We start from the raw sequence: 20707 nt of genomic DNA, 5'->3' as shown, positions 1-20707 counted from the left end.
AACGCCGCTCGCGCTTTTGGCGCGGGCGGCGTTTACTGTGTGTGCGGCGCGGACAAAGCCTGTCCGTTGGGGCGGCCTCAGTCGGTGACGGTCTCCCCGTCCCAGGCCAGGATGCCGCCGGCGAGGTCCGTGATGTCCTCGTAGCCCAGCTCCGAGAGGATCTGGGCTGCCTCGGCGCTGCGGTGGCCTGTGCGGCAGTAGACCACCAGCGGCGCGTGCTTGTCCGGCAGCAGGACGGTCAGGTCCCCGTCCGTCAGGGTCTCCACCGGCAGGCACACGGCCCCGGCCAGATGGCCCTGGTCGAACTCCTCCTGGGTCCGCACGTCCAGGATCACGGCGTTTTCCGCCGCCAGCAGGGGAGCGGCCTCCTGAATGGGGACGGTGCGCCAGGGCTCCCGGTTTTTCGCCGGGGCGGCGTCCCGGTGCTCGGCGGTGCGGAAGCGGTTTCCGGCAAATTTCAAAACGGCCGCGCCGAAGCAGATCACGGCGGCCAGCAGCAACAGCTGTTCCATAAAAAGACCTCCTGTTTCGGGTATGTCTGACAGTATACCCGAAACAGGAGGAAAAGGGAAGTCCCTTTCAAAGGTTCAGCTCTCCAGCACCGTCAGGGAGACGGTCCGGGCGGCCAGGTCCACCTCATAGCAGTAGGTGCCCGCCAGGTGGAGCAGGGTCTGCCCCTCGTTGGTCACCGCCAGGTCGGAGAAGGTGACGGTGTAGACGAAGGTCCCGCCGGTGAACTCCATGGTGTCCGGCCTGGCAATGTTCACCTCGTTGGACCGGGGCAGGGGCAGATCCGCCATGGTCCCGTCGGGAAAGCGCAGGCACAGGCTGTACTGGTCCGCGTGGGGCGTGCCCACCCACTGGCCCAGGGCGGCCAGGCAGTTCTGGCCCTCCAGATACCGCCCGGTGGAGACGAAGGCCGTGCCCTGGGGGATCCCGGTGTCCGCCGCCCACTCCAGCCGCTCGTCGTAGGTCATCTCGTCGGCATAGGACTCCAGGGCCTGCCCGGAAAACTCCACGTCCGAGGGCTGGAAGGCCGCGGCGGGCACGGAGCCGGTGAGGGCGGTGAAATGCTTCACGGCGTCTTGCCGGCACTGCTCCATCAGCTCGTCCGCGATGGCCGTCACGGCGTCGGCGTCCAGCTCCTGCTCGGCGGCCTCCGGGGGGAACTTCTCCCGCAGGTCCCGGCCATAGGACGCCCCGTCGCCGGGGGTCCAGTACTCCGTCAGCCGCCAGGCCCCGCCGTCCCAGGTGAAGGTCAGGGCGGTGGGGATGCGGTCGCCGCCGGCCATGTCATACCGGCCGTCGGTCAAGGTAAAGGTGGCGCGCCAGGCCGTGAGATACACGGTGCAGGTCTCGCTGCTCTCCTCCCGGGCCAGGACCCGGTGGGCCTCGGTCTGGTAGACCAGGGAGTCCTCCGTCTCCTGGGCCGGATTGACCCGGGCGTAATCCGCCAGCAGCGCCGCGCGGATGGCGCCGTCCGTCAGCTCCTCCGCGGGAGCGGCGGGATCCGCCTCCTCCACGGGCTTCTCCGGGGTGACGATCAGGGCGCCGGTGTAGCGGTAGCAGCCGTCGGCGTCAGGGCAGAGGGGATTGGGGGCGATGTCATTGCGGACCAGGAAGTCCTCCAGCACCTGCTGGGACTGGGCCTTCAGGGTGGCGTAGGCCACGCAGCTGTTCAGATCCTCCTCCAGGAACTGCACGTCCGTGGGGGTGGAGAGCAGGTACAGATACGCCTCGTCGGAGCCGATGAGATAGCTGGAGGCCCCCAGGACCCCGGAGCCGTCGGCACCGGGCCAGTTGTGTTCAAAGGACTCCCGGGTAAAGGCCGACAGGTTCCACACCAGCCCCATGCCCGGGCTCTGCCCGTGGGCCGTCCGCTCATAGAGGGAGAACACCTGGACCGGCGTATCGGAGGAACCGCCGGAGTAGACCTCCGCCAGCTCCTCCCAGCCGGCGGGCGCCTGAAGGGAGAGGCCCAGCCGGGAGTTGGTCAGGATACTGCCGCCGGATGCCGTCCAGCTGTCCACAGCAGTGCAGAGAGCCGCCCACGCTCTTTGCGCCTGTGCCGACAGCGTCTCCGCCTCCATCTCCGAGGCGCAGGTCTCAAACTGTTCCCGGGCCGACGCGGCGGCCTGTGCCAGGGCGGCGATGGCCTGAGCCTGTTCCCACACGGCATGCTGGCCCAGCCGCTCCAGGAAGGCGGCGCGCTGGACCTCCAGCATCTCCAGCAGGGTCTGACCCGGCAGATACGCCAGGGACAAAATGCCCAGATCCGAGAGGGTGTTGATGAGGTCGGAGCGGAACAGCTCCGTGCCGGGGGTCCCCACCGGCCGGGACTCGTGGAACAGATAGGTCAATCCGCCGTGCTCCTCCACCCGGAAGTAGAAGTAGTCGCTGTCGGGATACCCGGCGCTGACCCAGCCGTCCTCGGTCATGTAGCGGCTGCCCGCCAGCACCACCGCGTCCGGCGTGGTGGTGTGGAGCTGGCAGTTCAGCCGCCAGATCTCCACCAGCAGCCCCGCCGTCTCCTCATAGTAAGGGCCGTCCACGGACAGGATGCGCCAGTCGTCGTACACCACCGGCGCGGGTTCGAACTCGCCGTCCACCAGCAAAAAGCCCTCCTCCGGCGTCTCGTAGAGGCCCCTGACATAGATTTTGCACCGCTCCAGCACCTCCGCCGGAATGTCCACGTCCTCGGCCACATGGTCCGTATAGGTCCGCTCGTCCCGGTAGACCAGGAAGCGGTCCCCGTCAAAGAACAGCCAGCGGAAGGCAGTGCCGCTGCGGCTGTCCGCGCCGGGAATGGGTACGTCGGCCCAAAGGGGCAGGAACCGCCCGGCGGCATCCCAGCTGTCAAAGGCCAGCTGCTCCGCCTCGGGCCAGGCCTCGCCCAGCAGGGCCGTCAGATCCGCCTGATACAGCCTGCCGCCGCGGCGGAAGAACACCTGGGCCGTGGAGCCGGAGGAGGCGCACAGCTCCATCTGGCCGTCGCCGTCCAGATCGATGTAGGAGGCGGTGCCGTAGACCCGCGCCAGCAGGGCGGGCCCACCGCCGGAGAAGAGGCCGTCGTCAAAGATATAGTAATCGCTGACGGTGACGGTCTCACTGCTCCCCGGCAGCTGGTCGGGGTAGGAGATCACCACACCGTCGTAGCCCAGCACGTCCCGGAAACCGCCCAGGGTGATGCCCTCCTCACCCGGGAAGGTGAAGAAGCAGCGCTTTTCCCCGTCGTACACCGCGTCCAGCAGGGAGGAGACGGGGGCATAGGAAGCGAGGACGCTGCCGTCGGTGGCGCGGTAGATCTCCACCGTCACCTGGTCCCACAGGTAGAAGTCCAGTCCCTCGTCCAGGTCCCCGGTGCGTACGCTCACCGCGGCCGCCTGGGGCTCATAGGCCGTGAGGTCCGACACCGGCAGTGTCAGCGCCGGGTCCCAGGCTGGGTAGGCCGTGGGGATGGCGGGCATATCGCACAGCCGGTGGGAGACGAAGTGATAGCTGCCGTCGGCCTGCTCCTCCAGGGTGACGCAGGCCCAGCTGTCCACCAGCTGATCGCCCAGGAAGGACCCGTAGGCGTCGTAGTAGAGGCGGACGGTGTCGCCCCGCCGCTCTCCGGCGGAGAAGGTCACCGTCAGGGCGTTGGTGTCGCCGTGAAAATCGTAGTAGGCGTCGGTGCTCTCCAGATAGGCAAACTGGTCCAGCCCCACCTCCCGGGTCCGGGAGAGGGTCAGCCCGGCGTACTGCTCCAGCACCGCGTCGGCCCCGTCTGCGGAGACCTTGATGAGGTCCGTGCCGGGATCACCGCCGGCGGCCTCCGCCGCCATCTGCCGCTCCGCCTCGTCCACACCCTCGGTCTCGCCGGTGCCGTTGTAGAACAGCTGGTAGAGGTCGATCTCCTCCGGGGCGTCGTACAGGGAAGTGAGGAATTGGTTGGGAAGGCAAAGGGCCTCGTCCTGATTGAACCACTCCTGGTTAAACCAGTCCAGCTCCTGGCTGGTCAGGGACCGGAACCCCGCGCTGCTGTCGGCGCCGGTGAAGGTCACGGCGCAGATGCCCGCCGCCAGGGCCAGCACAGCCAGCACGGCCGCCGAGCGGGTCTGGCGGTCCTCCGCGATCCGGGCCACCCGGTCCCGCAGCTGCCGCTTTCCCGCCGTCATGGTGGTGGCGGAGAGCAGCGGTGCGCCGGGCCCCCGGCGCACCGGGATCAAAGCCAGCAGGGTCTGACCGTAGGACACCCGCTCCCCGGGGCCCAGAGCCGCCAGGGCCGCCTCGTCGCAGGCCAGCTCCCCGTCGGTCTTGGAGACCGCCGCCGCCAGCCACACCAGCGGGTCAAACCAGTACACGCTCAGGCACACTCCCCGCAGAAGGGCCCACAGGGGGTCCAGGTGCCGGGCGTGGGCGCTCTCGTGGGCGGTCACGTGGCGCAGCCGCTCCGGCGCGGCCGCGGCGGGGGTGAGATAGATGGCCGGCCGCAGCAGGCCGAACAGGCAAGGGGAAGCCAGGCCCGTCTCCACCAGGTACACGGGGTATTTACAGCCCTCAACACTGTAAGGCGTTCTTGCTTTACGAAGTTTGCAGCTGAAGCGCAGGTTGACAGCCAACAGCCAAACCGCCATGACCGCCATGCCGCCGTACCACACCCAGCGCAGCAAGTCGGCAAGGTCCACCTGCCGCGCGTATTCCACCTCGTGGATGACGTCGCTGCCGTCTGTGAACACACGGGTGTTGTCCGGGGAGGACTGACCGACAGCCAGAGGGGCGTTGGGCGCGGGGGTGCTGTTCAGGATCTCGCCCCCCTCGGGCCCGATCACGGTCTCCCGAACAGGGGAGAGATAAAGCGCACGCTCCACCTCCAACTGCTGCACCACCGGCTCCGCCGCGGCCAGCAGGGAGAACTCCGCCTCCGGCAGGCTGGCGGGGATCAGCAGCCGCGCCAGCACCAGCAGCCACAGGGCGTACTGGACCCGACGGGAGATCCGGTTCCGGAAGAGCAGCCGCAGCACCAGCAGCGCCAGGATCAGTGCAGAGGAGGTCAGCAAAATCTCCTTCATCTTCCGTCACCTCCCGCACGCTCCAAAATGGCGGCCAGCTCCGCGATGTCCGCCGCAGTCAGGGCCCTCGTCTCCACCAGGTTGGACACCATCAGTCCCAGGGATCCGCCGTAGACCTTGGAGAGGAAACTCTCCGTCTCCGCCCGGGCGGCGGCGCCGCGGTCCACGGCGGGGAAATACAGCCGGGCCCGGCCGCCCTCCTGGTGGCGGACGGCTCCCTTGGCCTCCAGCCGGCCCAGCATGGTGATGACGGTATTCTTGCTCCAGCCGGTCTCGTCCTTCACCGCCGCGGTCAGCTCCGTGATGGTCCGGGGCGCGGACTGCCACAGCCGGTTCATCAGCTTCCACTCGCTGTCAGAGAGATTGACAGACACAGGATCGCCTCCTTTTTTGGTATACGCATGTCTACCTATACAGCCTCACCATACCAGAGAGGTAGACATTTGTCAACCGCAAAATGGTTACAAAAAAGAGACGATGGCGGCCTGCGGCATCGTCTCACGGCAAAAAACGCTCCCCCCGGACCGGAGCGGACCGGGGGGAGCGCGGGGCGATCACTGGGCGTCCAGATAGGCCCGGCGCAGGTTGCGGAGGGTGTGCTTTCCGATCTCCACATAGTCCCGGCCCTGGAAGCCTTTGAAGAAGTAGAATGTCTCGGCGAAGATCCAGCCCTGAAAGCCGATGTCGTGGATGGCGTCCACGGCCTCGGCGAAGTGGGAGTCACCCTCGCCCAGCACCGTCACCAGCTCCTCCTTCCGGGTGAGGACGCCGAACTCGTTGGCCCGGCTCTCCTTCATGTGGAAGTGGTCGATGCGGTCCCTTCCAAGGGCGCGGATCATGTCGGGGGAGTACCCCGTGCCGTAGAAGATGGGGTTGTTGGTGTCGAAGCAGGCCTTGAGACCGTGACCCACCTCGTCCAGGAAGGGGATCAGCTGCTCCACGGTCATGTCGTTTTCGATGGTGAGGCGGACGCCGTGCTGGGCGCAGATCTTCACGTACTCCTTGAAGTTCTCCTTGATGTTGTTGCGCTCGTTGGCGTCGCGGATCACCGTGGTGCCGATCATGATGCGGGGGATGCCCATGGCCTCGCAGGCCTCGGCGGCCCTGCGGACGGCGGTGCGGCCCTTTTCGGCCTCCCGGCTGTCGGGGTCGAAGTGGTCGTAGCGGCCGCGCAGGTTGCTCATGCTGAACAGCTGAAAGACTTCCAGGGAGACGTTGTACTTTCTGGACGCCTCCAGATACTGCTGCTGAATACACTTCTGGTTCAGCGGATAATTTTTCTCGCACCCGTAGAGATCGCCGATGCAGATCCCGTCAAACCCCGCCTCGCCGGCCAGCCGGATGGCCGGCGGGCCGGGGAAGGGGTAGCAGAAATCGAAGGTGCCAAACTTGTACTGCAATTTACTCATATCGGTCGTGCTCCTCTTTAGGGAAGTTCCGGGGCCGGATAGTCCAGCGGCCCGCGGCGGCGCCGTGCCCTTCACCGCCGCGGCGAAGGCAGGGGACTGCCTCCGGAGAACGGTCAGCTGAGATAGGCCCTGCGCAGCGCGGCCACGTCGCTCTTGCCCAGGGCGATGTAGTCCTGTCCCGCGAAGCCGTCCAGATACACCACGCTCTTGGCGAAGATCCAGCCGTCGTAGCCGATGTCCCGAACGGCCCGGGCGGCCTCCTCCAGCCTGGAGTCCCCCTGGCCCAGAGGTGCGGCCAGGTCGCTCCGGGCGGTGATGTAGCCGTAGCGGTTCATGCGGCTGTCCTTCATCTGGACCAGACCGATCCGCTCCCGGCCCAGGGAGGTGATGACCTGGGCCGGATCACCGGTGCCGTAGCGCAGGATGTCGCTGGTGTCCACGCAGGCCCTGAGGCCGTGGCCCACGCTGTCGAGAAAATCGCACAGCCGCGTCAGGGTCATATCCGTCTCGATCAGCAGCCGGATGCCGGCGTCCTCACAGATGCGGGCGTAGGCCTTGTAGTTTTCCAGGACGTTGCGCTTGTCGTCGCCGTCGAACATCCCCGTGGTCTCGATCTTGACGAAGGGGATCCTCATGGCCGCGCAGATCTCCGCGGCCCTGGAAACGCTCAGCCGGCCCAGCTCGCCCTCCGGGGAGCCGGGGCTGAAATGCTCATAGCGCTGCTTGGGGTGGTTCATCTGGAGCAGCTGGTAGCCCTGGATCGTCACGCCGTACTGCCGGGCCGCCTCCAGGTACATCTCCTGGATCCGCTTTTGCAGAAGGGGGAAGTTGCGCTTGGCGCCGCCCAGGTCGCAGATGCAGACGCCGTCGTATCCGGCGGCGCCGGCCAGCTCAAAGGCGGCCGGTCCGATCACCGGATAGCAAAAATCGTATGTGCCGAATTTATATCCGCTCATTTCCGCTTCCTTTCTCGGTTCGTATCAGGCTGTGTGCCGGAAGGGGCGTTCAGTCCTCGCCGAAGGCGGCTTTCAGCGTCTCCACGTCCCGCTTGGCGGAGGAGACGTAGTCCATGCCGTTTTCGTTCATGTTGCGGCGGTTGTAGAAGGTCTCGGAGATGATCCAGCCCTCGTAGCCGATGTCCTTGATGGCCTGGACGGACTCCTTGAAGAACGTCCCGCCCTGGCCCAGCAGCACGATGGGAGCCGTCTCCTTGGTGACGAAGCCCTCGGCGTCGGGCTGGGACTCCTTCATGTGGAAGTGGTCGATGCGGTCCTTGCCCAGGGCCCGGATCATGTCGGGGGGATAGCCGGTGCCGTACATGACGGGGTTGTGGGTGTCGAAGCACAGCTTCAGCTTCCCGTCGAACTGATCCAGGAACTTGAAGTGGTTTTCCAGGGTGACGTCCGTCTCCATGGCGATCTGGACGCCGTAGTCCCCGGCCACCTGCACGGCGTACTTGTACATGTCCAGCACGTGCTGGTGCTGGGCGGCGCCGTACATGCGCATGCCCTCGATCATGACGGTGGGAATGTGCATCTCGGAGGCGGCGATGATGCCGTTTTTGATGCTCTCCATGCACTCCTGCCCCTCCGGGGAGCTCTGGCTGTACCGGATGAAGTTCTGGCGGACCAGGGTGTAGAGGTGGATGGACTGGAGCTGGATGCCATATTTGGCGGAGGCCTCCAGATAGCTGTCCTGGACCCGCTTGTTGTTCAGGGGATAGGCGTTGGTGGAGCCGCCGGCGTCCGCCAGCTGCATCCCCGTATAGCCCGCCTCGTGGGCCATCTGCAAGGCCAGGGGACCCCAGCAGGGGAAGCTGAACTCACAGACGCCGAATTGAAATCTGCCCATGGTATTTCCTCCTTGTCAAATCAGCGCTCACAATTCCGGCGTGACCACCGCGCGGATGACCTTGCGGTCGGCCACCATCTGCATGCCCTCCTCCAGCTGGTCCAGGGTGTAGGTGCCGGTGGAGAACTCGTCGAAGGGGTACTTGTGCTGGAACTTGTCCAGGAACAGCAGGGACTTGTGCAGATACTCCGGCAGATACCGGGCCACGCCGGTGACCGTCAGGCTCTTGCGGGTAATATAGCCGGGGGAGAGGGTGGCCTTGGCGGAGAGGACGTTGGTGCCGATGATGACGTACCGGCCCATGGGGGCCAGGTGGTGGAAGCCCTCCTCCACGGCGGCGGCCACGCCGGTGACCTCCACGGCCACGTCCGCGCCGCGGCCGCCGGTCAGCTCCCGCACGGCTCTCTCCCGGTCGGCCAGCTCCGGCAGGTCCGTCATGTTGATGACGTGGTCCGCGCCGAAGCGCTTGGCCATCTCCAGCCGGTCGGCGACGCTGTCGATAACGATGGTGGTGGCGCCGGCCTCCCTGGCGATGGCGGCGGCGTAGAGGCCCATGCTGCCGGCGCCCTGGATCAGCAGCGTCTCTCCGGCGGCCAGGCCCACATGCTCCAGACCGTAGTAGATCTGGGAGAAGCGGCAGTTGGCGCCGGCGGCCAGGGAGTCGGGCAGGGTGTCGGGCACCTTGTAGAAGTGCTGCTTGGGATGGATGTAGTAATGGGTGGCGAAGGTGCCGGAGAAGTAGGGGAAGTCCTCCGGGGACTGGCCCAGGTGGATGTAGGCGTTCTCGCACTGGTCATACCGGCCCATCTTGCAGGCCCGGCACTCGCCGCAGGTGATGTAGTAGGCCGCCACGATCCGGTCGCCCACCTGGATGGGCTGTCCGGCGTAGTCGGTGGTCACGCCCTCACCCAGCCGCTCGATGCGGCCCACGAACTCATGGCCCTGGCAGGTCTTTTCCCCGCCCACGCCCAGGGACACGCCGCTTTTCCAGTTCTTCACATCGGAGCCGCAGATGTTGCTGCTCAGCACCCGGGCCAGGAGAGCGCCGGGACCCGGCTCAGGGAGCTCGTGGCTCACGAAGCCCACCTTGCCGTCTTTTCCGAAATACGCGATCTTTCCAGTCATATTTTCGCTCCTCCCGTGGTCATTTGCGCTGCATGGAGGCCGTCTGGGCCGCCTGCATGGCGCGGGTGCCGCTGTATCCGCCGTCCACGGAGAGTACCTGAGCGGTGATCTGGCTGGCGCCGTCGGACACCAGGAACAGGCAGGCGTTGGCGATGTCCTGGGCCACGGTGATGCGCTGGGTGGGGGTGATGGCCAGGAAGTTCTCGTCGATGGAGGCGGGGACGTGGCCGTTGTTGTTGGTGCGGGTGAAGCCCGGAGCCACGCAGTTGACGTTGATGCCGTAGGGCCCCATCTCCAGGGCCAGGGCCCGGGTGAAGGCCATGATGCCGGCCTTGGTGGCGGAGTAGATGGTGGAGTTGCGCTCGCCCTGGAGGGCGGCGGTGGAGGAGATGTTGACGATCCGCCCGCCGGTACCCTGGGCCACCATCTGGGCGGCCACGGCCTGGGTCATGAAATAGGTGCCCTTCAGGTTGAGGTTGATGGAGCGGTCAAAGCCCTCCATGGTGGTCTCCAGGAAGGACGTCTTGCAGCCCCAGCCGGCGTTGTTGATGAGAATGTCCACCTTGGAATAGGCGTTCAGCGTCTCCCGCAGGACCGCCGTCCGGCCCTCCTCCGTGGTCAGATCCGCCGCCACCGGCAGAACAGTGCCGCCCTGGGTGGCGATCTCCGCCGCGGCCTTCTCGGCCGCGGTGCGGTCCGTGCCCACCATCACCACGCGGGCGCCCTGGGCGGCCAGCGTGCTGGAGATGGCGTATCCAATGCCCTTGGTGCCGCCGGAGACGATGGCGACCTTGCCTTCAAGTTGTTTCATGGTATCCTCCTTCTGTATCCTGCGGCGGCCGCCGGCCGCCGTCTTGTTTGTTGGATGGGAGCCCGGCGCTCAGACGGGCTTTCCGCCCCGGTCCCTGTAATAGGCCTCCGCCATGGGGCCCACCACCATCTCGCCGACCTCCGCGATGAAGCCGAACTGGCTGCGCAGGTCATAGAACGAGTAGCCCTTGTCCCGCATCTTGGCGCTGTGGAGCACCGGGACGCCCAGCTGCTCCATGTTCTCCACCAGGCGCTCCCGGTTTTCAAACTTCACGTTGATGTGGTGGATGCCCTCGCCGTGCTCCAGCAGCCAGTCGGAGAAGGGGTCCCCGCCGGCCTGATTGAGGGGCTCGATGTACTCGAAGTCGATCCCGCCGAAGCTCAGGCGGATGGTCTTGATGTAGAACTCCGCGGGCTTGCCCAGGTACTGGTTGTCGTGGAAGATCCCCTGCTCCGTCATGGTGCGGGTGTCCTTGACCACGATGCTGTCCTCTTCGAAGTCAAACCACTGTTTCAGGGCCCGGACCTTCTCCTCCGCGTCCCGGACCACCATACCTACCTGAAAGACCACTTCCGGTTTTGCTTTTTTCATGATCTCCGTCCTTTCCGTCTGTTCAAGCGCCCTGCGGGCGCCGCATTTTCTTACTTGGAATTATAGCCCCAACCGGGGGAATTTGTATAATAGCTCTCGCTTTGCCGCCGCCATTCCCGCCGGTTATACCTCCGGCCCGGCGGCGGAGAAAAGGACCGGGCCCGGCGCCGATGGGGCGTCAGACCCGGTCTTTTGGAAGGGAACGTCCTGATGGACCGGACCTCAGTTGAACAGGCTGGGCATCCAGGTGGACAGCCCGGGGATGAAGCACATCAGCAGCAGCACGATGATGCAGCAGAAGAGATACGGCCAGATGTAGTGGATCACATCCACGAACTTGACGTTTTTCAGCTTGGTGGTCACGAACACGTTGATGCAGAACGGGGGAGAGATGGCACCCACGCACAGGTTCACCAGGATGATGCCGGCCAGCTGCACCTGGTCGATGCCGTAGGCATCGGCGATGGGGGTCAGCAGCGGGACGAACAGCAAAATGGCGGCGTTGCTGTCGATGAACATGCCGCAGATCAGGAAGATCACGTTCACGATCAGCATGAACACGATGGGGGACTCGATGTGGGTGGTCATCCAGGTGACCAGCTCCTGGGACACGCCGGAGAAGGCGATGGCCTTGCAGGCGATGTTGGCGGTGGTCATGATGAAGAGGATGATGCCCGTGAGGCTGATGGTGAACTTCATCATGTCCTTGACGTTGCCGCTGACGGCCTCGGGCCGGACCCGCTTGCGGATCACATAGTACACAAGGCCGTACAGCGCGGAGATGGCGCCGGCCTCGGTGGCGGTGAATACGCCGCCGTAAATGCCGCCGAAGATGATGACCGGCATCATCAGCGCCCAGAAGGCGTTCTTGGTACTCACGCCGATGTTTTTGACGTAGGCGCCGGCGTGGAAGGGCTCGGTGACCTTCGGCTCCACCTTGCGGCGGTGGAAGAAGTTCACCACAGAGTACATAATGGCGATGAGGATGCCCGGCAGCAGGGTGGACATCCAGGCGTCGGCGATGCTGATGTTGGAGGCGGTGGCATAGACGATGCCCGTCATGCTGGGGGGGATCAGCACGCCCAGGAACCCGGCGGAGGCCATCAGCGCGGCCTGGTAGGCGGGCTCATAGCCCCGCTTGTCCATCTCCGGGAACACGATCTTGCTGATGGAGGCGATGGTGGCCTGGGTGGAGCCGGTCAGGGCGCCGAAGGCGGCGCAGGCGAACACGGCCACGGTGCCGGTGCTGGCCCGGAAGCGGCCCACAAAGGAGTCCACGAAGGCGAAGATGCTCCGGGAGATGCCGGAGTACTCCATCACCGCGCCGGCGAACAGGAAGAAGGGGATGGCCAGCAGGGAGAAGTTGTTGGTGCCGTAGAAGGCGGACTGGGCCATGGAGGTGGTGGAGAAGCCGTAGATCAGGAAGGCGCCCACACCGCCCAGGCCGATGGAAAAGCCCACGGGCATCCGGAACAGGAGGGAGGTGCCAAGGAAAATCACCAGAAATACAAGCAAGACTTCCATTAGTTCTCCTCCTCCTTTTCAGCGGTGTCCTCCTGCTGCTGCCCCTCCCAGTACTTCTTGGGCAGGATGGCATAGCAGAGGCTGTGGACCAGGATCAGGACGCCGCCGATCAGCACCAGGCTCATGGGGACCCACATGTCGCAGGGCAGGGTGGAAGAGGGCGTGCCCGTCTCATACATTTTAATGACAAAAATGGTGTAGAAATACAGAAATACCAGCAAAAACGCCAGGGACAAAATCTGGGAGATCCGGTCGGCCACCGCCAGGATCTTCTCTGGATTTTTGGACCGCTTCTGGACCACGGTGCTGATGATATCGATGTTGAGGTGATCGTTGTGGGAGGAGGCAAAGGCTGCGCCCATCCAGCCCAGCAGGATCAGAAAATACCGCGCCAGCTCATCGGCCCAGGGGGTGGGGATGTGGAAGATGAAGCGTGCGGAGATGAACACGACGCACACAATGATCAGCAGCCACAGGGTGATGATGGAGAGGATCTCCTCGATCTTTCCGAACACCCGGTTGAGTTTATAGACAAACTCATACAGCTTGTTGTCAAATTTCATTTGATTCACAGGGAACCTGCCTTTCTCTCAAAGGGGGGTGCTGACGGAAAGCGGCTCCATCAGCACCCCGGTCAGATTGCTCAGTCCGCAGGATAGAACTCCTCGAAGATCCGCTCCATAGCCACGGGATCGAACTTGTCGCGGTACTCCTCCCAGATCTGATAGCCGATCTCCTGCATCTCGGCCTTCATCTCATCGCTGATGTCGATGACCTCGATGTCGGGATTGTTTCTGCACTCCTCGACCCAGGTGTCGTTGACCTCGCGGTAGGTGTCGCGGATGTACTGGGCGGCCTCCTCGGCGGCGGTGTAGATGATCTCACGCTGGGCGTCTGACAGGGAGGCGGTGAAATCGCCGTTGGCGACCCAGAAGTTGTTGCCGTACATATCCCAGGTCAGGGTGATCCAGTCGATGACCTCCTCCAGCTTGAACAGCTCGGAGGCGGGGATGTTGTTCTGGACGGCGTCCATGGTGCCCTGCTGCAGGCCGGTGTACATGTCGATGCCGCTGACGGGCATGGCGCCCAGGGCCTCGATGTAGTCGTGGTGGAACTGCACGTCGGGGATCCGGATGATCTTGCCCTTGAAGTCGTCCATGGTGCGGATGGGCTCGCCGGTGCCCATGTAGACCTTCAGGCCGAACTCACCCGGGCAGATCAGGTCCACACCGTGCTCGGCGGCCACTTCCTTGTGGCGCTCGAACATCCAGCCGTTGTTGTAGTACTCGTCCACTTCCTCATAGGAGGTCAGAAGACCCGGCAGGCAGATCCAGGACATGCCCACGTCGGGGACCAGCCAGTCCAGACCGTCGATGGAGAACACGCCCATGTCGATGTCGCCCATCAGCAGCAGCTGGGTGGCCTCGCGCTCGGCGCCCAGGGTGCCGGCGGGAGTGATGTTGCAGGTGATCTTGCCGCCGGACAGCTCGGACACCTTGTCGGCAAAGATGGTGTAGGAGGTGTCGGTGACCTCGCCGGCCACGGGGTTATAGAGGTTGATGGTCAGTTCTTCCACCTCGGCGGCAGCGCCGTCGTCCGTGGTCTCGGCGGCAGCGCCGTCGTCGGTCTGCTCGGTTTCGCCGCTGTCGGAAGATCCGCAGGCAGCCAGGGACAGTGCCATTGCAAGGGCCAGGATCAACGCATACAATCTTTTCATAAATTCCTCCTAAAATCGCATATTTTGCACATTTGCATTGTGTTCCAGACGTCTTGGCATAGTCAAATTGTAGCAAATATTCGCGTAATTTCAAATTTCAAAAAGTTATTGCGGCACATTCCAAAAAATCATGTATTTTTCCATCAACATTATCGAGGCATTTAGAGACACACATCTGATTCAGTGAACTTTCGACAAAAAATTAACAGAGTTAACAGCTTCTTGACACCGCCCTTTCAGCAGATCCGATCCGCCTTCACAGCGCAGGCGGCGGCGATGCCGGCGGCCTATGCTTTTCTGGAATACAGCGGTATAAAAGCTGTGTATTTGAAAAAACCAAAAACTTGGCATACCATGAAATCCAAAGGGACGCACAGGGTCTCTCCGCATTTGTGCGGCCCTGTGTGCTTGATGCGTGCGTCTGCGGCGGGAACGACCCCGCAGGCGGAACGGAGAAGGAGGTATGGATGCCGATGGAAGAATTCGGCACAGCGCTGCAGCTGAAATTTTATGAGAATATGTACAAAAGCCGCCGCTTCGACGAGCGGCTGTGGGATGCGTATACCAGCGGAAAACCCCTGGGCATGACGCATCTGGGCATCGGGGAGGAGGCCTGCGGCACGGGGTCCATGATGGCCTTCCGGCCGGGGGACATCGTCTGTCCCCACCATCGGTCCCACGCCCATCAGATCTCCCGGGGCTGCGATCTCAAGACGCTTTTGTCTGAGACTCTGCTCAAATCCACCGGCACCTGCAAGGGCAAGGCCGGCGAGCCCCACTTTGTCGATGTGTCCAAGAATCTCTACGTGCTGGGCGGCACCCTGGGCCCCTGCTACACCGTGCCCGTGGGCTTTGCCTATCACCTCAAGCACGAGGGCAAGGGCAACATCGCCGTGGCCTATACCGGCGACGGCTCCGCCTGCGAGGGCGCCTTCCACGAGGGACTGAACATGGCGGCGGCCTTCAAGCTGCCCATGCTGGTCATCATCCAGAACAACTTCTTCGCCATCTCCGAGGACTTCCGGAAGATGACGGGCCTGGACCATCTCAGCACCCGGGCCAAGGGCTACGGCATCCCCGGCGTCACCGTGGAAAACGGCAACGACGTGGAGGCGGTCTATTCCGCCACCATGGAGGCGGCGGAATACGTCCGCAGCGGGAAGGGACCCATGATCCTGGAGCTGATGACCTGGCGCCAGATGGGCCACGCCCCCAACGAATCCGGCGTGAAGTACAAGGACCCGGCGGAGCAGGCCTTCTGGATGGCCCGGGATCCCCTGAAGGTCTATCCGGAGAAGCTCCGGACGGAATACGGGATCCGGGACGAACAGCTCAAAGAGATCCAGGACGCCGTGGAGCGGGAGCTGGACGAGGCCTGGGCCTTCGCGGAAGCGGCGCCTTACTCCGAACCCGAGGTCGCCCTTCAGGGAATCTACGCGGGCTGCTGAAGTGGAGGAGAGCAAGATGGAACAGACCAAGAAAATGACGTATATGCAGGCCATCCGCCTGGCGCTGGACGAGGAGATGGCCCGGGACGAGAAAGTGGTCATGATGGGCCAGGACATCGGCATCCTGGGCGGCGCCTACGGCGTGACCGGCGACCTCTATAAGAAGTACGGTCCCGACCGGGTGATCGACGCGCCGCTGTCGGAGAACGCCATCGTGGGCTGGGGCCTGGGCGCCGCCATGTACGGCTGGCGGCCCATCATGGACATCATGAAGATGGACTTCAGCATGGTGGCCCTGGACATCATCTGCAACCACCTGGCCAAGTACCGGTACATGTCCGGCGGCCAGATCAAGCAGATCCCCGGCGTGGTGCGCACCGCCATCGGCGGCGGCACCCGCAGCGGCCCCCATCACAGCCAGTCCATCTACCACCTGTTCGCCGGCTTCCCGGGGTTGAAGGTGGTCTGCGCCTCCTGCCCGGAGGACGCCAAGGGCCTTCTCAAGGCCGCCATCCGGGACAACGACCCCGTGTTTTTCTGTGAGGAGACCGCCGCTTACCGCCTCAAGGGCGAGGTCCCCCTGGACCCCGACTACCTGGTGCCCATCGGCAAGAGCCGCAAGGTCTGCGAGGGCGACGCCATCACGGTGGTGGGCTTCGGCACCGCCATTTTGAAGGCCACCAGGGCCGCCGAGCTGCTGCGGGAAGAGGGGATCCACATCGATCTGATTGACCTGCGGTCCCTGCGGCCCCTGGATCTGGACCCGGTTGTGGAGTCCGTGAAGCGGACCGGCCGGCTGCTGATCGTGGACGAGTTCACGGAGACCTTCGGCATCACCGGCGAGATCGCCTTCCAGGTCACCCAGAAGGCCTTCTCCTATCTGAAGGAGCCCGCCCAGCGCTACACGCTGCCGGACACCATCATCCCCGCCGCCCCCACCATGGAGGACTTCGTCATGCTCTCTCCCGAGAAGATCGCGGAGCGGGTAAAGGCGTGCATCCACGCCTGAGCGGCGCGGCGGAGGCCCCTGATACATCTGACAATTCACAAAACAAAAAGAAAGGGAGATTTTCATTATGGCAAGAGTCGTTGTAATGCCCAAGATGGGCGAGGCTATGGAAGAGGGCCAGGTGACCCAGTGGCTGTTCAAGGAGGGCGACAAGGTGGAGAAGAACCAGCCCCTGTTTGAGCTGATGACCGACAAGACCACCATGGAGTTCCCCTGCCCGGAGGACGGCACGCTGCTGAAGATCCTGGTGGAGTGCGACGAGGACTATCCCTGCGGCACCCCCATCGCCATCATCGGCCAGCCCGGCGAGGACATCTCCGGCCTGGTCTGAGGCGGGAGGCTGAGCGATGCTGCAAGTATCTGAGGAGATCGCCTACAAAGGCGTGCGCAAGATGATCGGCAAGCGGATGGAGATCAGCGGCGCGTATCCCATGACCTATCAGGGCATGTACGTGGACGTGACGGATCTGCTGGCCTTCCGCAAGCAGCTCAACGCGGAAAAGGGCTGCGGCCTGACGGTGAACGACTTCATCATCAAGGCCGTCAGCATCGCCCTTCAGCGCACCCCCATCATGAACTCGGCCTTCAACGAGGACATGACCAAGATCAACGTTTACAGCTCCTGCAATATCAGCGTCATGACCGCCTCCGACCACGGTCTGGTGGCCCCGGTCATCAAGGACGCCCAGTCCAAGGACCTCTACCAGATCTCCGCGGAGATGAAGCAGATGGTGGAGAAGGCCAACGCCGGCAAGCTGATGCCCGACGACTACTCCGAGGGCACCTTCGGCATCACCAACCTGGGCAAGCTGAACTCCTTTGACTCCGTGCCCCTGCCGCAGCCGCCCCAGCCCGCCATCATGGCCGCCTGCACCGCCAAGAAGATGCCGGTGGTCATCGAGCGGGACGGGGAGGACGTGATCGCCGTGCGGATGATGATGAAGCTGGTCATCGGCGGCGACCACCGGATCCTGGACGGCGTGCCCCTGGCCGCCTTCCTCAACGACATGAAGCTGCTGCTGGAAGATCCGAAAGCGCTGGTCTGAACAAGACCCAAGGTCCCCGGAAACTGTGGTTTTCGGGGACCTTTTGAAACCACGAAAGGGGGAGAACCCATGAAGCTCTATGTGCTGGACCTGGGGAAGATCGTCATGAAGGGGGCCAATCCCGTTCTGGATGAGCCGGACGCGGAGGCCGCCATCCCCATCCACGCCTTTTTGCTGGATACGCCGGAGGGCTGTATCCTCTTTGACGCCGGCTGCCACCCCAAGGCCATGGAGGGCGCCTGGCCGCCGGAGCTGTGCGGCAACCCGTATGTGACCGGCCCCGGCGAGAACCTGCCGGACCAGCTGGCCCGGATCGGAGTGGACCCCGGCCGGATAACCAAGGTGGTGCTGTCCCACCTGCATCTGGACCACGCCGGCGGCGTCCACCTGTTCCCCCAGGCCGACGTTTACGTCCACCAGCGGGAGCTGGAGCAGGTGATGTCCGACGCCGCGGCGGGCACGCTGGACCTGTTCCACGTCCAGTGCGACGTGGACAGCTGGAAGGCCGCCGGGACCCGCTGGGTGCCGGTGCCCGCGGACGCGGGGGAGACGCCCCTGTGTCCCGGCGTGACCATTCTGAACCTGGGCCCGGGCCATTCCTTCGGGATGCTGGGATTGTCCGTGGAACTGGACTGCGGCACCTTTTTGCTGGTGGCCGACGCCGCCTACTGCCGGGAGCATTTCGGCCCGCCGGCAAAGCTCTCCGGCGCGGTGGTGGACCAGGAGGGCTACTTTGCCGCCATGGAGTACCTGCGCCGGTACGCCGCAGAGCACCATGCCCAGATCCTCTTCGGCCACGACATGGAGCAGTTCCGCACGCTGAAAAAACCGCCGGAATATTACGCATGATCCAGCGTAAAATCAAGTTTTCCGCTGGAAATACTTGACTTTGGCGGCAGAAAAATGAGAGCCGGCGTCGGCCGGCTCTCATTGCGTTACCGGAGAGGGGAGTCACACAGTAAAGGGGTGATCGCCCATCTGCTCCATAACAAAGCTGATGAAGCAGTTGACGCTGCGGGAGATGTAGCTGTCGTGCTTGGTGACGAGGCCCAGCTCCGTGGAGCTCATGGGATCCTTCACCTCCAGCAGGCGGATGTCCGGGAAGGAGAACCGCCGGAACACGGACAGCGGAAGAAAGGCGATGCCGAAATTCCGCCGCACCATCTGGACCACGAAGTCCCACTGGGAGGACAGCAGCACGATGTTGGGCTCGAAGCCCGCCTGATGGCAGGCGGAGATGATGTCGTGATGGGTGGCGAAGTCCCGGCCCAGCAGGACGAAGGACTCGTCCTTCAGCTCCGCCAGGGAGACGATCTTCCGGTCGGCCAGGGGGTGGTTCTCGCTGACCGCCAGGCAGGAGGTGTCCCGGATGAAGGGCACATAGTCGAAATTCTGGGTCTGGACCGGTCCCACCACGCAGCCCACATCCAACGCCCCAGCCTCCACGCCCGCCAGGATCCGGTTGGCGCCCCGCTCCTCGATGTGGAGCTTGATGCCGGGGTATTCCTTGGCGAATTTGGCGATCAGATCGCAGAAATAGCACGTCCCGGCCACCGGGGGGAAGCCGAAGAACACCTGTCCCTTGTAGATGGCCTTGCCCGGAGGCGCGGTCTCCATCAGGCCCTCGTACTCGCTGACCACCCGGACGGCCTTTTCATAAAAGGCCATGCCCAGATCCGTCAGATTCTGGCGCTTTTGGAAGGTGTAGAAAAACTCGAAGCCCATCTCCTCCTCCAGCTTGTGGATGACCTTGCTGAGGGCAGGCTGGGAAATATACAGTTTTCTGGCGGCCACGGAGTAATTTCCGTCCTTTGCCACCTGGATGAAATATTTCAGCTCCCGAATATCCATTGTCTCTCTGCTCCCTGAAATCCCTGCTTCTGGCAAGCGGCGTCACGCCGCTGTTTCTATTATCATCAACCCCGCGGAGATTGTCAAGCAAAAAACAAACTTTTTGTCGCATTGCCGGAACTTGCAAAAAACTGGAAAATCCTTGGAAATTCGCAAGGTTTTATGAGAATTCTACGCGCAAAAAAACAGGAAAAACAAAACGGAGGACCCCCCGGGGCCCTCCGTTTTCTGCTTCTGCGCGCTTGCCAAACCTGCTGCGCCAGTCTCACACCGCCCGCCACAGCAGGCGGTTGTCATCAAATTCCGCCGCCGCGGCGCCCCGGTCCAGCAGGTAGGCCAGGTACGAGCGCACGGTGCTGCCCACCAGCACGTACTGGTTGAAGTCCATGGTCAGCTGATAGCGGGCGAACACGCCCTGCAAAATCTCCTCGAACATCTTCGGCTCCCGGCACAGCTCCAGGATCACCCCGGCGATCTCCAGCACCTTGGCCCGGTTCAGCTTCGCCAGGGGGCGGATGTCCTCCGCCGCCTCGGCGTGGGCGGGGACGAAGAGGCGGCCCTCCAGCTGGCACACCCTGTCCAGGGTCTCCAGATACGCCGCCACGTCGTAGATGAAGTTCACGTGGTACTTTTCCACGATGTTGGCCCCGGAGAGGCAGTCCGCCAGAAACCACACCCCGTCCGCCGTGCCGAAGCCGCACATGTCGAAGAAGTGGCCCGGCAGGGCCAGCTGTGTCAATCCCTGGGGGAGGTTCTCCGCCGTCAGTGGTTCGCACCGGCTGGGCTGGGAGAGGAGGAACTTGTTGCGCAGGGGCTTGGGGGGATAGCCGCCGTAGAGGAAGGCGGGCTCCAGGATGGGATACGTGGTGACGGCGGCGTCGATGCCCGGGGCGTAGGCCGGGGCATGGAGGCGCTGCTGGAGCAGGGCGTTGCCGCCGTTGTGGTCGGCGTTGGCGTGGGTGTTGAGGATGCAGGAGAGGGTCCAGCCCTGGGCCTCCAGGGTCTTTTGCACCTTGCGGCCCGCGTCCTTGTCGCCGCCGCTGTCGATCAGCACCGCCGACTTGCCGTCCGGCACCCACAGGCCCATCTTGGCGGGGCACTGGATGTAATAGGTGTGTTCCGCCGCCTGGATCAGTTCGTACATAATCGCGCCTCCCGTCATTTTTTTCCAGCGTAGCACAGCCGCCGCCAAATTACAACGGCCGGGGGCGAAAAATCCCAGGCATAAGCGGGGACAACCTCTCATACAGTGGACTAACCAAAGAAAGGGGGGT

The 20707-nt window shown here is 63.8% G+C and carries 19 protein-coding genes; 5 read left to right on the top strand and 14 right to left on the bottom strand.

Annotated features, from left to right (window positions below; genetic code table 11):
- Positions 1-77: 77 nt before the first annotated feature.
- From KFE19_00495 to KFE19_00440, 12 genes are all read right to left on the bottom strand, one after another.
- The gene (locus KFE19_00495; protein ID QUO38043.1) at positions 78-512 is read right to left on the bottom strand and encodes a rhodanese-like domain-containing protein; all 435 of its coding nucleotides are present in this window, start codon (positions 510-512) and stop codon (positions 78-80) included.
- 75 nt (positions 513-587) lie between these two features.
- A complete protein-coding gene (locus tag KFE19_00490; GenBank protein QUO38042.1) occupies positions 588-5051 on the bottom strand; it encodes a M56 family metallopeptidase in 4464 nt (1487 codons plus the stop codon).
- Positions 5048-5425: a BlaI/MecI/CopY family transcriptional regulator gene (locus KFE19_00485; protein ID QUO38041.1), complete on the bottom strand. Its 378-nt coding sequence runs from the start codon at positions 5423-5425 to the stop codon at positions 5048-5050. The genes KFE19_00490 and KFE19_00485 overlap by 4 nt, the downstream gene beginning before the upstream one ends.
- A 180-nt stretch (positions 5426-5605) precedes the next feature.
- Entirely contained in the window at positions 5606-6460 is an 855-nt protein-coding gene (locus KFE19_00480) for a sugar phosphate isomerase/epimerase (GenBank protein ID QUO38040.1), read from the bottom strand.
- Between the two features lie 113 nt (positions 6461-6573).
- Positions 6574-7416: a sugar phosphate isomerase/epimerase gene (locus KFE19_00475; protein ID QUO38039.1), complete on the bottom strand. Its 843-nt coding sequence runs from the start codon at positions 7414-7416 to the stop codon at positions 6574-6576.
- A 49-nt stretch (positions 7417-7465) separates the two neighbouring features.
- Positions 7466-8311, bottom strand: coding sequence for a sugar phosphate isomerase/epimerase (locus tag KFE19_00470; GenBank protein ID QUO38038.1), 846 nt, complete (start codon positions 8309-8311; stop codon positions 7466-7468).
- 27 nt (positions 8312-8338) lie between these two features.
- On the bottom strand, positions 8339-9436 hold the full coding sequence (locus KFE19_00465) for a zinc-binding dehydrogenase (protein ID QUO38037.1): 1098 nt from the start codon (positions 9434-9436) through the stop codon (positions 8339-8341).
- A gap of 19 nt (positions 9437-9455) precedes the next feature.
- Entirely contained in the window at positions 9456-10247 is a 792-nt protein-coding gene (locus tag KFE19_00460; protein QUO38036.1) for an SDR family oxidoreductase, read from the bottom strand.
- Between the two features lie 69 nt (positions 10248-10316).
- Positions 10317-10838: a VOC family protein gene (locus tag KFE19_00455; protein QUO38035.1), complete on the bottom strand. Its 522-nt coding sequence runs from the start codon at positions 10836-10838 to the stop codon at positions 10317-10319.
- 222 nt (positions 10839-11060) lie between these two features.
- A complete protein-coding gene (locus KFE19_00450) occupies positions 11061-12362 on the bottom strand; it encodes a TRAP transporter large permease (GenBank protein QUO38034.1) in 1302 nt (433 codons plus the stop codon).
- On the bottom strand, positions 12362-12925 hold the full coding sequence (locus tag KFE19_00445) for a TRAP transporter small permease (GenBank protein QUO38033.1): 564 nt from the start codon (positions 12923-12925) through the stop codon (positions 12362-12364). The genes KFE19_00450 and KFE19_00445 overlap by 1 nt, the downstream gene beginning before the upstream one ends.
- An 80-nt stretch (positions 12926-13005) precedes the next feature.
- Entirely contained in the window at positions 13006-14079 is a 1074-nt protein-coding gene (locus tag KFE19_00440; protein ID QUO38032.1) for a TRAP transporter substrate-binding protein, read from the bottom strand.
- A 467-nt stretch (positions 14080-14546) separates the two neighbouring features.
- On the opposite strand from KFE19_00440, the gene KFE19_00435 reads away from it, so the two are divergent.
- From KFE19_00435 to KFE19_00415, 5 genes are all read left to right on the top strand, one after another.
- Complete coding sequence (locus KFE19_00435) at positions 14547-15527, top strand: thiamine pyrophosphate-dependent dehydrogenase E1 component subunit alpha (protein ID QUO38031.1); 981 nt, start codon at positions 14547-14549, stop codon at positions 15525-15527.
- 16 nt (positions 15528-15543) lie between these two features.
- Positions 15544-16536: an alpha-ketoacid dehydrogenase subunit beta gene (locus KFE19_00430; protein QUO38030.1), complete on the top strand. Its 993-nt coding sequence runs from the start codon at positions 15544-15546 to the stop codon at positions 16534-16536.
- 67 nt (positions 16537-16603) lie between these two features.
- The gene (locus KFE19_00425; protein ID QUO38029.1) at positions 16604-16867 is read left to right on the top strand and encodes a hypothetical protein; all 264 of its coding nucleotides are present in this window, start codon (positions 16604-16606) and stop codon (positions 16865-16867) included.
- Positions 16868-16883: 16 nt separating this feature from the next.
- Positions 16884-17582, top strand: coding sequence for a 2-oxo acid dehydrogenase subunit E2 (locus tag KFE19_00420; GenBank protein ID QUO38028.1), 699 nt, complete (start codon positions 16884-16886; stop codon positions 17580-17582).
- A 69-nt stretch (positions 17583-17651) separates the two neighbouring features.
- Positions 17652-18431 (top strand): N-acyl homoserine lactonase family protein, encoded by a 780-nt coding sequence (locus tag KFE19_00415; protein QUO38027.1) that lies wholly within the window; start codon positions 17652-17654, stop codon positions 18429-18431.
- Between the two features lie 102 nt (positions 18432-18533).
- Here the strand turns inward: KFE19_00415 and KFE19_00410 are convergent, their stop codons facing one another.
- Together KFE19_00410 and KFE19_00405 are read right to left on the bottom strand one after the other, a co-directional pair.
- Entirely contained in the window at positions 18534-19433 is a 900-nt protein-coding gene (locus tag KFE19_00410; GenBank protein QUO38026.1) for a LysR family transcriptional regulator, read from the bottom strand.
- A gap of 265 nt (positions 19434-19698) precedes the next feature.
- Complete coding sequence (locus KFE19_00405) at positions 19699-20577, bottom strand: MBL fold metallo-hydrolase (GenBank protein ID QUO38025.1); 879 nt, start codon at positions 20575-20577, stop codon at positions 19699-19701.
- Positions 20578-20707 lie beyond the last annotated feature (130 nt).

Origin of the sequence: Dysosmobacter sp. Marseille-Q4140 (genome assembly GCA_018228705.1) — a bacterium.
Lineage (GTDB): Bacteria > Bacillota > Clostridia > Oscillospirales > Oscillospiraceae > Oscillibacter.
Note: the sequence above shows the minus strand (reverse complement) of the source record. Positions and strands in the feature narration are given on the sequence as shown.